The sequence below is a fragment of the Pseudomonas sp. B21-028 genome (assembly GCF_024749045.1).
Classification (GTDB): Bacteria; Pseudomonadota; Gammaproteobacteria; order Pseudomonadales; family Pseudomonadaceae; genus Aquipseudomonas.
In genome coordinates, this window is record NZ_CP087184.1 from 5,158,266 (window position 1) to 5,172,333 (window position 14,068).

A 14,068-nucleotide genomic window follows, 5' to 3' on the forward strand; every position below is an offset into this window, starting at 1 on the left:
TCGATTGCCTACTCGGCATCGTCCTGGGGATGGGTCTGTTGCCACAGTTCGGCGGCGTCGGGAAACTCCGTGCCGTCCTCCGGCCCCAGCTCTTCGGGATCGTAGCGGCTCAGGCAACCCTCACCGAGGGTGGCCGGGGCTTTGGAGGTGGCTTTGTCCAGTGGGTCGGTCATGGCGTGCCTCATCATGAAAAGAGCCCTGTCCGTTAAATAACAGACAACACAGAACTTTGTGGCGAGGGGATTTATCCCCGCTGGGCTGCGCAGCAGCCCCAAGATAATCAATCGGCCCGCCTGACACACCGAGGTGTCGATTTTAGGGCCGCTTCGCGCCCCAGCGGGGATAAATCCCCTCGCCACAGGTGCGCGGGTTTATCCCCATTGTTGATCGCCAGCCGTTCGGTCAGAACACCACAGTCTTGTTGCCGTGCACCAGCACCCGGTCTTCCAGGTGATAACGCAAGCCTCGGGCCAGCACCATCTTCTCCACGTCGCGGCCGAAGCGCACCATGTCTTCGATGCTGTCGCTGTGGCTGACCCGCACCACGTCCTGCTCGATGATCGGACCGGCGTCCAGTTCTTCGGTCACGTAGTGGCAAGTGGCGCCAATCAGCTTCACGCCCCGCATCGAAGCCTGGTGGTAGGGCTTGGCGCCGACGAACGACGGCAGGAAGCTGTGATGGATGTTGATGACCTTATGGGCGTATTCGCTGCACAAGGCCGGCGGCAGGATCTGCATGTAGCGGGCGAGCACCACCACCTCGGCATCGTGCTGCCTGACCAGCCGCGAGACTTCAGCGAACGCCGGCTGCTTGTCTTGGGGGTTGACCGGGACGTGGTAGTACGGGATGCCGTGCCACTCCACCATGCTGCGCAGGTCGTCGTGGTTGGAAATCACGCAGGCGATGTCGCAGTCGAGCTCGTCGCTGTGCCAACGGTGCAACAGGTCTGCCAGGCAGTGGGACTCACGGCTGGCCATCAGCACCACGCGTTTTTTCTGCTCGGTGTCGGTGATGCGCCAGTCCATCGAGAACTCTTCGGCAATCGGCGCGAACGCCTCGCGAAAAGCTTCGATGCCAAAGGGCAGCGAGTCGGCCCGAATCTCGTGACGCATGAAAAACCAGCCGCTCTGATTGTCCGAGTGATGGCTTGCTTCAGTGATCCAGCCGTTATGGGACGCCAGAAAGTTACTGACTTTAGCAACGATACCGACGCGGTCCGGGCAAGCAATCACCAGCCGAAAAGTGCGCATTAGAGAACTCCAGAACTTCGCAAAGGCGGCCATTCTAGCCATTGCGCAGCAAAACTGCAGTATTGATGACAGGCCGAGCGCCTTCGGGCAGCGAGCAGGGCGAGTCAGGGGCAAGCGCTTATATTGTGAACGGATGTGAAAACCCGTGAAGGTATTTAACTGCAAGGCCCTGTTCTGTGGGCTGGCACTAAGTAATTAAATAAAAGCCTGCTTAAATGTTTACTTGATGAAACTGTCTGATTACTATTGCCACACTGTCTCCTTGTCCGCAGCGTCCTACATAAGGTAGTCCCCATGTCCTTGATCACTGAATACAACGCTACAAAACAAGCCATTGAAGAACTGCAACAGCGTCTGGCCGACCTGTCCAAAGACGATAAATTGCAAAAAGAATTGGAATTCGAAGGCAAACTGCGCACTCTGATGGGCGAATATTCCAAGTCCCTGCGCGACATCATTGGTCTGCTGGATCCAGAAGCCAAGTCGGGTAAAGCACCTCGTGGCGGCGCCGTGAAAACTACCGGCACCAAACGCGCTCGCAAAGTTAAGCAATACAAAAACCCGCACAACGGCGAAGTCATCGAAACCAAAGGTGGCAACCACAAGACTCTGAAAGAGTGGAAAGCCAAGTGGGGCGGTGACGTGGTTGAAGGCTGGGCAACCCTGCTGGGCTAAGCCTCGCCAGGTCCAGCGTGCTCGACGCACATAAAAACGCCAGCCATTGCTGGCGTTTTTCATGCCTGTGTTTTTTCACTTCATCGCCATTCAAAGGCTTAAACGTTTGCGCAGTTGCTGGCTGTAACCTTGCCACTCCATAAGCACCTCTCGCTGCAATGGCGTGGAAAGCGCCAGCCATTCTCCCATCGCCTCATCAAACCTTTCCAAGGTATTGGGTGCGCCCCATTGCGGTGATGACAGGCGTTGCTGGCAGAACAGCCTCCAGCGCCCCTGCTCTTCCGGATTCAAGGTATCTGGAAAGTTACGCGCACGATATCGGAACAATAATTCCGGCAAACGCTCATCATCGAAAGGCCAGCGTTCTTGTGCCAAATGAGCCGGATCCGCCATGCGCACTTGTTCACATAAACGACGATCGCGATCACCGAGGAAGCCTGTGTATAACTGTTGCTCGGGGTCCTCGCTGGCGGTGAAATCCTCGCGGCCATAAATAGCCTGAAGTTTATCCTGCCAAACTTGCCGGGCATCACTTAGCTGCAACGCCCGTTGCTGCAGTCCATCCATGTCCAGTTGCAATCGCTGCCGGTCCTCGGCACGCAGCACCGACAGCGGCGCGACCACCGGACATTTATTGATATGAATGAGTTTGAGGGGCACTGGCAACTCTCCCTCGAGCAGTTCGTCGCGGCGGGTATATAAACGCTGCCGCAAGATATCCGCATCGTGGTCCAACAACCCTTGGGGATCCAGGTGCAGGTCGCAGACAATCAGGGCATTGCGGTTCTTCGGATGCCAGGCCAGTGGCAAAACCACACCGATGTAGTTTCGAGCGGCCGAGAAGCGCCCGGAGACATGCACCATTGGCTGCAACAGGCGGATCTGGTCCATCACCTTCTGCTTGCTGCGCAACTGGAACAGCCAGTCGTAGAGCCTGGGTTGCTTCTGGCGGATCAGGCGAGCCAGGGCAATCGTTGCGCGCACGTCCGACAATGCGTCGTGAGCCTGGCCATGGTCGATGCCATTGGCGGCGGTCAGGCGCTCGAGCTTGAGGGTGACCCGGCCGTCCTCTTGCGGCCAGGCAATACCATCGGGGCGCAGCGCATAGGCCGCACGGACCAGGTCGATCAAGTCCCAACGGCTGTTGCCACCCTGCCACTCCCGCGCATACGGGTCGAAAAAATTCCGATAAAGGCTGTAGCGGGTCATTTCATCGTCGAAACGCAGGGTGTTGTACCCGGCGCCACAGGTACCGGGCGCGGCCAGTTGCTGGTGGACACGGGTCATGAAATCGGCTTCGCTCAAGCCTTTTTCAGCCAGGCACGTCGGGGTGATTCCCGTAATGGCACAAGCCGCCGGATGAGGCAGGATGTCATCGCTCGGCAGGCAATACAGGTTCACCGGTTCGTCGATTTCATTGAGTTCGAAATCAGTACGGATGCCCGCTACCTGCAAGGGCCGGTCACAACGCGGATCGATGCCGGTGGTTTCGTAGTCGTACCAGAAGATGGAGGTCACGGGCTGTTCCTGGGCAAAAGACTGGCGAAGTCTAGGGGGTCCCACCCGGCTTCGGCCAGTGGTCCGGGGATTGAATCACGTCACGATCCATAAAATGACATACATAGTTGTATCGTTTGCCCGCACGAAGGCTGCTAGCATCTGCCGGAATTGAATGTTCGAACCGGCCCATCACTCAGGTTGCCCATGCTCGAGACACCAGCACTGCAAAGGACCGCGACGCTGCCCCCGCCACTGGACACGCGGTATCAGGTCGAGACGCCCGAAGGCATCGACCTGCCACTGCGCCCGGCGGGGTTGATACCCCGCGCGCTGGCTTTTGCCATCGACCTGGGAATACGGGGGCTGATCCTGGGTTTTCTGTTCGGCATCCTCGCGTTTTTCGGTGACCTGGGTATCGGCCTGGGCTCCATCCTGCTGTTCGTGATCAGTTGGTGGTACATGGTGCTGTTCGAGGTATTGCACCAAGGGTGCTCTCCCGGCAAGCAAATGATGGGGTTGCGGGTGGTACAGGACGACGGCCGTCCCATCGGCTGGTCCGCCTCGCTGATCCGCAACCTGCTGCGTTTCGTCGACATGCTGCCCTTCGGCTACACCTTCGGGGCGATCAGTTGCCTGCAGCACCCGGCGTTCAAGCGCCTGGGCGACCTGGCGGCCGGCACGCTGGTGGTGTATCGCGAGCAACCGGTCAAGCGCCCCGCCCTGCCATCAGTACTGCCGGTACGCCCACCCTTTGCCCTGAGCCTGAACGAGCAACGCGCGGTGCTCGGTTTCGCCGAGCGCCAGGCCGAACTGTCCCAAGCCAGAGTCAACGAACTGGCGACCATCCTGGCTGCCCCCCTGAACGTCCAGCCACCGCGAGCCGTGGCCGAACTCAATGGCATCGCCCGCGGCCTGCTGGGGCCGACATGAAGCAAAGCCTGTTCGAAAGCCGTCACCAAGGGGAATGGGACCAGCTGTCCCGGCAACTCGATCAACTGGAGCGCAGCCGCAACGTGCCCCAGAGCAGCGATTTTCCCCACGCCTACCGCCGGCTCTGCCAGCACCTGGCATTGGCCCAGGCGCGGGGCTACAGCAGCCTGCTGGTCGATACCCTGCAACAACTTGCGTTGCGCGGACACCAGCAGCTCTACCGTGACCGCAGCCGGCCGTCGGCCAGCCTTTCGACGTTCATCCTGTTCGGTTTTCCCCGCCTGGTACGTGAACAATGGCGCTTCGTGCTGGCGGCCAGCCTGATGTTCCTCGGCAGCCTGGCCGGCATCGGGCTGCTGGTCTATCTGTTTCCGGACCTTGTCTATAGCGTGATGGATGCCGAAGAGATCAGCCAGATCCGCAGCATGTACGACCCGGCTGCCGGCCACCTGGGGCGCTCGATCGAGCGGGCGGCCAGCGAAGACTGGGCCATGTTCGGCTACTACATCATGCATAACATCGGCATCGCTTTTCAGACGTTTGCCAGCGGCATGATGTTTGGCCTGGGCAGTGCCTTCTTCCTTTTTTTCAATGGCCTGACCATTGGCGCGATCGCCGGGCACCTGACCCAGATCGGTTCCGGAGGCACCTTCTGGTCGTTCGTGATCGGGCATGGCGCCTTCGAACTCACCGCCATCAGCCTGGCCGGCGCCGCAGGCCTGCAACTGGGCTGGGCATTGATCGCGCCGGGACGCCTCACCCGGGGCGAAGCCCTGCGGCTCGCCGCGGGCAAAAGCGTGTCGATGATCGGCGGGGTCATGCTGTTCCTGCTCCTTGCCGCGTTCATCGAAGCGTATTGGTCCTCCAGCAGCGTGTCCCCCACCGTCAAATACACCGTCGGCGCCTTGCTGTGGCTGCTGGTGGTCAGTTACCTGCTGTTTGCCGGACGGATACGCCATGCGGCTGAGTGATGCCACCGTTGCCATCCGTCCCCGTACCGCCTGGGAAGCCATGGACCTGGGCGTGCTGATGAGCCAGCAGCACCGACGGCTATTGATGACCAGTTGGGCCATTGTCACGCTGCCGATCTACGCGCTGCTGTGCCTGTTGTTGTGGGACTCGCCGTCCCTGGTCGTGTTGGTGTTCTGGTGGTTGAAACCGGCCTTCGACCGCTTGCCGCTGTACATCCTGTCCAAAGCGCTGTTCGGCGAAACGCCGACCCTGAAGCAGGCCTTGCGCCAGTGGCCCGCGGTGCTCAAGCCGCAATTGTTCGCCAGCCTGACCTGGCGGCGCCTGAGCCTGAGTCGCAGCTTCCTGATGCCGGTGGTGCAACTCGAAGGACTCGCCGGGAATGCGCGAGGGCTGCGCCTGCAAGTGTTGCTGCAACGCAACGGCCGCGCGGCGCGGTGGCTGACGGTGATCGGCGTGCACCTGGAGACCGTCTTGTGGTTCGGCCTGATGGCCCTGTTCTATATGTTCATACCGCAACAGGTCGAACTGGAATGGGATTGGCAGAAGCTGGTCGCAGCGACCGAGCACGACTGGTTGTGGTTCGAGCACTTGGTGAACGTCTTGTACCCCCTGCTGCTGATCATCTGGGAGCCGATATACGTCGCCTGCGGTTTCAGCCTCTACCTGAATCGGCGCACGATCCTTGAGGCCTGGGACATTGAACTGGTGTTCCGGCGACTGCGCCAGCGCCTGAGCAGCGCAGCCCCGGTGCTAATGCTGCTGGCGCTGCTCCTGCTGCCGCCGGCGCCCCCGGCCTGGGCCGACGAAGACAGCAGCGCCCCCGACAGCCCGCGCCTGCTCAACCAGCCCCTGACCAGCGAGGCCTCCAGGGACAGCATCAAGGCGATCCTCGAAGCCCCACCGTTCAAGAACCCGGAAACCGTCACCCGCTATCGTTTCGGCGAAGGCACCACCGAACCCACCGAAGCCAAGGAAACGCCGGGCTGGTTCAAGGCATTGTTCCAATGGTTGGGCCACCAGCGCTACGAATCTGCCGCCGCGCTGATCCAGGTCCTGCTCTGGGCCACTCTGGCGGGAGCGATTGCCTGGCTGGTCTGGCGCTACCGTGAACACTTCCAGGCCCTGGGCCAGCGTCGACCGACAAAACGGTCGCCCGTGGAACGACCGGCACCGCCCCGGATGTTCGGCCTGGATATTCGCGAAGAGAGTCTGCCGGACGACGTGGCGGCCCGCGTCGAGCAACTGTGGAGCAGTGATCCTCGTGACGCCCTGGGCCTGCTGTATCGGGCCTTGCTCAGCCGGTTGCATCATCAGTTCGGCGTTGCCTTGAAACCGGCCGATACCGAAGGCCAGGTGCTGCAGCGGGTCGAACAGCTCCAGCACGAAAACCTGCTGGCGTTCAGCAAACACCTGACCCTGCACTGGCAGAACATTGCCTATGGACACCGCACTCCGCCCCCGGATTTGCAGCGGGAGCTATGCGACGGCTGGCGCGGCTTGTTCGACACGGGAGTATCCCGATGAACCGCCGCGCAGGGTGGCTGCTCACGATACTGATCGTCGTCGCGCTGGTGGGGGCGCTGGCCATGTACCTCTACCGGAACGCGGTGCCCTATCAGGAAACCGTCGATTACGGCCCGTCCCCCGAGGCCCAGGCCAATCCCTACCTGGCGGCCGAGCATTTCCTGCGCCAGCAGGGTGTGGAGGTCGAGCACGCCAACAACCTGGACGTCCTGCCTACCCTGGAACCCCGTCAGCGTACCCTGTTGCTGCTGGGTGAACGGACGAACATGACGCCACGGCAGGTCGACCAGTTGATGAACTGGACCCGTGCCGGTGGCCGCCTGCTGTTCGTGGCCGAAGCCTTGTGGGATGACAGCACCGGCAGCAGCGGCGACCTGCTGCTGGACCGCGTGCAACTGCACCAGCTCCTGAGCAAGGATCTCAAGGAGCCGTCCCCCGAGCTGATCAAGGATCCCTACCCCGAGCTGACCAAGTTGTACCTGGAAGACGAAGAGGCACCCGCCTATGTCGGCTTCGACACCGACTTTCACCTCGAAGACCCGAAGAACCTCGCCCAGGCCTGGGCCAACAGCGCGCTGTCGACCCACATGATGCAGCTGAAACACGGCCAGGGCTCGATCACCGTGATCACCGACGCCGAGCTGTGGAAGAACGACCAGATCGAGCAGTACGACAACGCCTGGCTGCTCTGGTACCTGAGCGCCGACAGCACCGTCACCTTGCTGTTCAATATCGACCACGACAGCCTGCTGATCCTGCTGCTGCGTTATTTTCCCCAGGCACTGGTGGCGCTGGCGGCCTTGATCGCCCTTTGGCTCTGGCGCTCGGCGATACGCCACGGCCCGCTGCAACAACCGGCTTCCAAGGCCCGGCGCCAGCTGGAAGAACATGTGCAGGCCAGCGCCGGGTTCCATCTGCGGCACAACGGCCGGCAGCATCTATTGCAGGCCTTGCGACAGGACGTGCTGCGCCGGGCGCGGCATCGTCATCCCGGCTTCGAACAACTGGCCGTCGCCGAACAGTGGCAAGTGCTTGCACGGCTCAGCCGCCAATCCACCCGGGCCATCAGCCAGGCCTTGAGCCCCCGGCCGAAACAGCGCATGTCCAGCGCCGAGTTCTGCCGCCAGGTCGCCCATCTGCAAACCCTCAGGAATGCCTTATGACTGAACAGAACGAACCTGCCGGCAGCCAGGCCCATGCCGCCCAACAGCGCCAGCGCGCCAGTCAGCTGGCCCAGGCCATCCGCACCGAGCTGCACAAGGCGGTGGTCGGCCAGGCTGCGGTGATCGACGATGTGCTCACGGCTTTGATCGCCGGTGGCCACGTACTGCTCGAAGGGGTTCCCGGGCTGGGCAAGACGCTGCTGGTGCGTGCTCTGGCCCGCTGCTTCAGCGGCGAGTTCGCGCGCATCCAGTTCACCCCCGACCTGATGCCCAGCGATGTTACCGGGCATGCGGTGTACGACTTGCAGACCGAGCAGTTCAACTTGCGCAAGGGGCCGGTGTTTACCAACCTTCTGTTAGCGGACGAGATCAACCGTGCGCCGGCCAAGACCCAGGCCGCGTTGCTCGAAGCCATGCAGGAGCGCCAGGTGACCCTCGAAGGCCGTGCCTTGCCCATCGCCCAGCCCTTCATGGTGCTTGCCACCCAGAACCCCATCGAACAGGAAGGCACCTACCCGCTGCCGGAAGCCGAGCTCGACCGTTTCATGCTCAAGGTGCGCATGGACTACCCCGATGCCGAGCAAGAGTTGAACATGGTGCGCCAGGTCAGCCGCTCGACCCGCGCCGACATGCTCGATGTACAACCCTTGCGGACGGTGTTGCAGGCCAAGGACGTGCAAGCGCTGCAACGCATCGCCAGCGACCTGCCAATGGACGACCAGGTCCTCGACTACGCCGTGCGGCTGGCTCGCACCACCCGCAGTTGGCCGGGGTTGAGCCTGGGGGCCGGGCCACGGGCCTCGATCGCGCTGGTGCGTTGTGCAAGGGCCCGGGCGTTGCTGCGCGGCGGCGAGTTCGTGGTGCCGGACGACATCAAGGGCTGTGCCCTGGCGGTGCTGCGCCACCGGGTACGCTTGGCGCCCGAGCTGGACATCGAAGGGCTCTCGGTGGACCAGGTATTGGGACAACTGCTGGACCAAGTCCCGGCGCCGCGCTTGTGATGATGGATCTCCTGATGACGCCGCATTCTGTGGCGAGGGGATTCGTCCCCGCCGGGCTGCGCAGCAGCCCCCTGGTTCTGCCTGACACACCGCAACGGGCTGCTTCGCAGCCAGCGGGGATAAATCCCCTCGCCACAAAAAGCATCCTCGCCTCAATGGACTTCCTGGACAAAGGAATGCACCCATGAAGCCCTCGCGCCTGCTGTTGATCTGGCTGGCAATCCTGCTGGTCCTGGGCATTGGGCTGGGTACGTTGCAAGCGCTGGGCATCGTGGTGGCATCGGCGCTCGTGTCGATCAATTGGGGCTTGCAGCTCGCCCTGCTGGCCCTGGCGGTCCTCGACGCCGTGCGCCTCAGGCGTTTGCCGTCGCCCCGCGTGCAACGGCAAATGCCCGGGAGCCTGGCACTGGGTCGCTGGAGCGACGTTCACCTGATGATCATGCACGACGCTCACCAGCCGCTGAACGTCCAGGTCTTCGATCACGTACCCAATGGTCTGGATTTCGAATACCTGCCACTGTCGGTCGAGCTGCAACCCGGCCAGCACAGCCAGGTCGGCTATCGCCTGCGCCCCCTCAAGCGTGGGCATTTCAGCTTCGAACACTGCGAAATCAATCTGCCCAGCCCATTGGGCCTGTGGACCGATAAGCGCCTGCTGGATGCGGTCGATGAAGTTCGCGTGTATCCCGATTTCGCCAGGCTCTACGACGGCCAGCTCCTGGTGGTGGACAACTGGCTCAACCAGCTCGGCGTGCGCCAGCGCCAACGGCGGGGCCAGGGGATGGAGTTCCATCAACTGCGCGAATTCCGCGAGGGCGACAGCCTGCGCCAGATCGACTGGAAGGCCACCGCCCGCCACCGCGCGCCGATCGCCCGGGAGTACGAGGACGAACGCGATCAGCAGATCATCTTCATGCTCGATTGCGGCCGGCGCATGCGCAGCCAGGACGATGAACTGTCGCATTTCGACCACGCTCTCAACGCCTGCCTGCTGCTCAGCTACACCGCGTTGCGCCAGGGTGACGCCGTGGGCCTGAGCACCTTCGCCAGCGAGCCGCCCCGCTACCTCGCCCCGGCCAAAGGCCAGGGCCAACTCAACGTGTTGCTCAACGCCGTGTACGACCTCGATAGCAGTCAACGTCCCGCCGATTACCAGGCCGCCGTCAACGACCTGCTGACCCGCCAGAAACGCCGGGCCCTGGTGGTGCTGGTGACCAATCTGCGGGATGAAGACGACGAAGACCTGCTGACGGCGGTCAAACGGCTGGGCCAGCAGCACCGGGTATTGGTGGCGAGCTTGCGCGAAGAAGCGCTCGACCGGCTTCGCCAGGCGCCGGTGCAGACCTTGCCGGAGGCGTTGGCCTATTGCGGGACGGTGGACTATTTGACTGCACGGGCCGAGCTGCATGAACGGATGAGCGCCCATGGCATTTCGGTGCTGCAAGCCCGGCCCGGGGAGCTGGGGGCCGAGCTGGTGACGCTGTACCTGGGATGGAAAAAGGCAGGGAATCTATAAATCAATGTTCCACCTTGAAAGGCAACCACCGTGGTGGCAAATAGGAATCCGGGCTGCGGAACTCCAACTCAAACTCACCGTAAGCCGCTGTCTTGGGAATAATGGACCAGGATAAGGGAGCCCCCGTCACCGGCAGTGGTACGAACAGTGCTGGATCGAACCGTAACCCCAGAGCCTCCGGTGGGACTCCATACAAAGTGACACTCGTCTCGTTGATCAAATTGCTGTCTTTCCTGACCCTCAGCTCCAGAATGCTGGGACTTGAATCCTTGATCACCATTCTCCAATTGGCCAGGTCGTCCATGTTGATCGGACGTTCATCTAACCGAAGCGTAAATTCCTGCACCCAGGTATCTTCCGTTGCCAATACCCTGGATTCCAACCACTCCGCCTCCCACCCCAGCGCCCCCCTCACGGACGCACTCAGTGAATAACGCCCTATCCTCGACGGCAACTCGAAGGTAATCCGCGCCTTGCCATTCGCATCGGTAACGACCGGCTCCAGCACAACACCCTTGTAGAACCAGTGCACCCGCACGCCTTGAACCGGCTCACCGCTGGCCGCACTGACCACCGTGGCCTCAGCGCTGACCTCTTCTCCCGGGAGCCCCTCGAGGTCAGCACTGGTCAGGCTTTGGATCACGCAAGCCTCATGGACGAGATACTCAAACGATACAACCTCGGTCCCACCGACTGCCCTGGCCGTCACGGTGCCCGGCCCGTCGACTGTCGCCACGAAATTGAAGCGTGCGACACCGTAGAAGTTGGTGAACGTGATCGTGTCCTCCATGGCCACGTCCGTGCCACGCCAGGACACCTCTACCTGTCGGGCCGGTTGACCGGTCAGTGCGTTGGTCAGGGTGATTTCGAAGGACAAGGTTTCGCCCCAGTCGACCACCGTCGGGTCTTGATGCGTGACCGCCAGGACATCCACCGGAATATGACTGCCGAGGGAAAAAGCATTCAGCGGCGAGCGCGCCAGCAGCCGCGAGGCCGACAGTTGCAAATAGAACGCCGCGTCGGTCCGGTCACCAGCCGCAAGACTCACCGGCAGGCCATCGACGGTCAATGGTCGGGGAAACCCTAGCCCTACCGGTCCGAAATTCATGGCCGTATCCAGTTCATCAGCACCCTGGATCCCCAGCGTCAGCATCTGATCGAGCAACGGACTGCCCTCTGCGACCGACAGCCTCAAATCGAGCTTCTCCGCCCGTCGAGGGAAGAAGGTCTGTTCGCCCCAACGCTGCGTGGCTCCCGTACCGCTATGTACGTTCAGGTCGAGCCAGGGATCTTCTGCATAGCCCATTGACCAGCCGCAGGTAATCGAGCAGCTGTGATTCGGGTTCCTGGCTGAGCGCGACGGCGCGGTTGTAGATCGTCAGGTAGTACAAAGCGCTGGGTGTGAAGGGACTGGTGGCGGGGGCGTTTTCGACGCCATCACCGATGACGAGGTAAAGCGCCAGGAACTCCGCGCTCAGTTTCAGCGCCTTCACGACCTCGCTACGGCTGATAAAACTGTTGAGCATGCCCAGGAACGGGTCGCCGGGCTCATCCTCCTCACCGGCGCTTGACGGAGCGTCCGCCTTTGAGCGTCCCGACACATAGGCCAGCACCTCTTGCACCGTACTGCCCGCCCAGGTCAGCACCGGCAATGCCAGGGGCGGGGCCAGTTCGCCAAACACCGCCAGGCTCTCCTGAACCACACCGCGCTGGCCGGCACGGCTGCTCAGCAACACTGCGACGATCTGTTCGACGGTCTGTGGATCGTCTTTACCGAGCACTCGCCGCACCACGCGCGCGACCACTTCCCGGGCATGATCCTCATAAGCCGGGTCAGCGGATTCGTCGCGATGAATGACCAACCCCTGTTCATCGACCAGCTCCAGCAACTGTTGGGTCCATTGCCGGTCGTTGGACAACGGCGAGACACCGCCCATGCGCAACGCGGCTTCGGTAAACAGCACGGGCGTGAGCTGCGAGCGGATCTGATCGAACAGCCGGTCCTGTGCCTCTGACGGCTCGGTAGGGACGGACATCCGCAATGGCGGTGTGGACAGCACGTCGCGATTGAACACCCGGTCGAATTGCGACAGCTCGGTGCCCCGTCCGAAAATCGAAATATCGCCCACGAACGCCGCGAATTCTTCCGCCGAGCAGCGGTAGTCTTCCCGCAACATCTGAAACAGTCCCAGGGCCCGAACGGTGCTGCTGGTCATCCAGTAATCGGGCGGTTCCGTCGCTGACGCGCCGCCCTGCCGTGCCTCTGGAGCCAGCTCGGCAGCGATGATCGCCGCCAGCAGTGCATCGGTTTCATGGCTGGGCAATTGCAACGCGTTGTCCAGCCGGATCTTGCGGTTGAGCCGATCGATTCTGTCATTGAAGCTCACGTCGTCAATGAGCCCGATGATTCTATTGGTGCTGGCATGGCCGCCATAGGTGATGCTCATCGAGTCATCCGCCAACCCATTGTTGACGAACACCGAGCCCGCATGTCCGGGGGTGATCACTGTATCGACTATCAGCACATGGTCGGACAGCGAGGGGGCAAACGACTCGACCGAAAGCAAGGCTTCCAGCCCACGCTGAGTCAGTTTGGTCCGCTGGTTGAAAAATGCCGTCTGGTTCAGGTTCTGCGGTTCAATGCCTCGCGCCCCGAAGTTCTTCTTGAACCAGTCCTCGGTGTCTCCCTCGGGGAAAGGCGACTCTTCCACCATGACCTGCCGCAACGCCGGGCTGAGCCGGGCCGCCTGGGTCAGGGCAGCGCCGCTGGTGTCGCCCCAGGGCAGCGCCTGCAGGAAATAGGGAAACACTGGATCGCACAGCTGCACGACGCGACCAATGGAAAGTTTCAGGTCCCGGGTCCACTCATCCAGCGTGACCCACGGGTGATGATAAGGCAGCCCGTTGGGGTAGCGTCGCCGACTCAACATCTCATCCAGATCGACGCCCTCACTCAGGGAGTCTTCGATGGACTTTTCCAGCACGGCGCTGACCACCTCGACCGACGACACCACCCGATATGTCGTCACCGGGTCGACGCGCAGCAGTCCCAGGTCCTTGCGGCGCAGGGTGAGCGGGTAAGCGTGATCGGCCTCGGAAGGGTCGAGGCGGCGTTCGGACCAATGCTTGAGCCACACCGCATAGGCCACGGGCGAATGGATGGCTTCGATCGCATCCGCCGGGCATTTATTACTGAAGTTGGGCTTGAACAGCTCTTCATAAGTGGGCCCCGGAACCAACGCCAGCAGGCCTTGGCGCAGGTGCGGGGGAAGCGGTTCCTGACGGGTCAGTTGATCTTCGATGAAGCTGCGCAGCACCCACGTTGCCAAGCCGTTGAGGCGTAGTGTCAGCGCCTGGGCATTTTCGGGGTCCAGCCCGTACTCGTTCACCAGCCCGGATGCCCCTTTGCGTGCCAGCGCACACACCGAGCCGCCTGCCTCGAAATACTGCCCCAGGTCGGACAGAGGCTCGGACTGTCGCCCCGCCAAGAGCTGTTCGCAAAAAAGACTGGCAATTTGCGCCGGAGAATCTTTCAT

At 61.9% G+C, this 14,068-nt stretch carries 12 protein-coding genes; 7 read left to right on the forward strand and 5 right to left on the reverse strand.

The features are described from left to right. Window positions 1–8 precede the first annotated feature (8 nt). Both LOY35_RS22305 and purU read right to left on the reverse strand, forming a co-directional pair. Window positions 9–173, reverse strand: a complete 165-nt coding sequence (locus LOY35_RS22305; RefSeq protein WP_178111825.1) for a hypothetical protein — start codon at window positions 171–173, stop codon at window positions 9–11. Between the two features lie 229 nt (window positions 174–402). Beyond that, on the reverse strand, window positions 403–1,251 hold the full coding sequence (gene purU, locus LOY35_RS22310) for a formyltetrahydrofolate deformylase (RefSeq protein WP_258627279.1): 849 nt from the start codon (window positions 1,249–1,251) through the stop codon (window positions 403–405). 294 nt (window positions 1,252–1,545) lie between these two features. Between purU and mvaT the strand changes: the two genes are divergently transcribed. Then, the gene (gene mvaT, locus LOY35_RS22315; RefSeq protein WP_047701220.1) at window positions 1,546–1,926 is read left to right on the forward strand and encodes a histone-like nucleoid-structuring protein MvaT; all 381 of its coding nucleotides are present in this window, start codon (window positions 1,546–1,548) and stop codon (window positions 1,924–1,926) included. Between the two features lie 90 nt (window positions 1,927–2,016). Here the strand turns inward: mvaT and sbcB are convergent, their stop codons facing one another. Further along, the gene (sbcB, locus tag LOY35_RS22320) at window positions 2,017–3,444 is read right to left on the reverse strand and encodes an exodeoxyribonuclease I (protein WP_258627282.1); all 1,428 of its coding nucleotides are present in this window, start codon (window positions 3,442–3,444) and stop codon (window positions 2,017–2,019) included. A gap of 186 nt (window positions 3,445–3,630) precedes the next feature. Here sbcB and LOY35_RS22325 point away from each other — a divergent pair, with 186 nt between their 5' ends. From LOY35_RS22325 to LOY35_RS22350, 6 genes are all read left to right on the forward strand, one after another. Next, window positions 3,631–4,356 (forward strand): RDD family protein, encoded by a 726-nt coding sequence (locus LOY35_RS22325; RefSeq protein WP_258627284.1) that lies wholly within the window; start codon window positions 3,631–3,633, stop codon window positions 4,354–4,356. Then, the gene (locus LOY35_RS22330; protein WP_258627289.1) at window positions 4,353–5,327 is read left to right on the forward strand and encodes a stage II sporulation protein M; all 975 of its coding nucleotides are present in this window, start codon (window positions 4,353–4,355) and stop codon (window positions 5,325–5,327) included. Before LOY35_RS22325 ends, LOY35_RS22330 begins: the two co-directional genes overlap by 4 nt. Beyond that, window positions 5,314–6,852 carry a DUF4129 domain-containing protein gene (locus LOY35_RS22335; protein ID WP_258627293.1) on the forward strand — a complete coding sequence of 513 codons (1,539 nt, stop codon included), beginning with the start codon at window positions 5,314–5,316 and terminating at the stop codon, window positions 6,850–6,852. The genes LOY35_RS22330 and LOY35_RS22335 overlap by 14 nt, the downstream gene beginning before the upstream one ends. Then, complete coding sequence (locus LOY35_RS22340) at window positions 6,849–8,015, forward strand: DUF4350 domain-containing protein (protein WP_258627295.1); 1,167 nt, start codon at window positions 6,849–6,851, stop codon at window positions 8,013–8,015. The genes LOY35_RS22335 and LOY35_RS22340 overlap by 4 nt, the downstream gene beginning before the upstream one ends. Further along, window positions 8,012–9,016, forward strand: coding sequence for a MoxR family ATPase (locus LOY35_RS22345; protein ID WP_258627298.1), 1,005 nt, complete (start codon window positions 8,012–8,014; stop codon window positions 9,014–9,016). Before LOY35_RS22340 ends, LOY35_RS22345 begins: the two co-directional genes overlap by 4 nt. Window positions 9,017–9,200: 184 nt before the next feature. Further along, window positions 9,201–10,532, forward strand: coding sequence for a DUF58 domain-containing protein (locus LOY35_RS22350; RefSeq protein WP_258627303.1), 1,332 nt, complete (start codon window positions 9,201–9,203; stop codon window positions 10,530–10,532). Window position 10,533: 1 nt separating this feature from the next. On the opposite strand, the gene LOY35_RS22355 is transcribed toward LOY35_RS22350, so the two are convergent. Next, window positions 10,534–11,838 (reverse strand): hypothetical protein, encoded by a 1,305-nt coding sequence (locus tag LOY35_RS22355; protein WP_258627306.1) that lies wholly within the window; start codon window positions 11,836–11,838, stop codon window positions 10,534–10,536. Beyond that, window positions 11,795–14,068, reverse strand: a complete 2,274-nt coding sequence (locus LOY35_RS22360) for a Tc toxin subunit A (RefSeq protein ID WP_258627308.1) — start codon at window positions 14,066–14,068, stop codon at window positions 11,795–11,797. Before LOY35_RS22360 ends, LOY35_RS22355 begins: the two co-directional genes overlap by 44 nt.

Bases quoted from the DNA above. Each gene is read 5' to 3' on its own strand.
- LOY35_RS22305 (WP_178111825.1), bottom strand. From the start codon at position 173: ATGACCGACCCACTGGACAAAGCCACCTCCAAAGCCCCGGCCACCCTC.
- purU (WP_258627279.1), bottom strand. From the start codon at position 1,251: ATGCGCACTTTTCGGCTGGTGATTGCTTGCCCGGACCGCGTCGGTATC.
- mvaT (WP_047701220.1), top strand. From the start codon at position 1,546: ATGTCCTTGATCACTGAATACAACGCTACAAAACAAGCCATTGAAGAA.
- LOY35_RS22325 (WP_258627284.1), top strand. From the start codon at position 3,631: ATGCTCGAGACACCAGCACTGCAAAGGACCGCGACGCTGCCCCCGCCA.
- LOY35_RS22330 (WP_258627289.1), top strand. From the start codon at position 4,353: ATGAAGCAAAGCCTGTTCGAAAGCCGTCACCAAGGGGAATGGGACCAG.
- LOY35_RS22335 (WP_258627293.1), top strand. From the start codon at position 5,314: ATGCGGCTGAGTGATGCCACCGTTGCCATCCGTCCCCGTACCGCCTGG.
- LOY35_RS22340 (WP_258627295.1), top strand. From the start codon at position 6,849: ATGAACCGCCGCGCAGGGTGGCTGCTCACGATACTGATCGTCGTCGCG.
- LOY35_RS22345 (WP_258627298.1), top strand. From the start codon at position 8,012: ATGACTGAACAGAACGAACCTGCCGGCAGCCAGGCCCATGCCGCCCAA.
- LOY35_RS22350 (WP_258627303.1), top strand. From the start codon at position 9,201: ATGAAGCCCTCGCGCCTGCTGTTGATCTGGCTGGCAATCCTGCTGGTC.
- LOY35_RS22355 (WP_258627306.1), bottom strand. From the start codon at position 11,838: ATGGGCTATGCAGAAGATCCCTGGCTCGACCTGAACGTACATAGCGGT.
- LOY35_RS22360 (WP_258627308.1), bottom strand. From the start codon at position 14,068: ATGAAAGATTCTCCGGCGCAAATTGCCAGTCTTTTTTGCGAACAGCTC.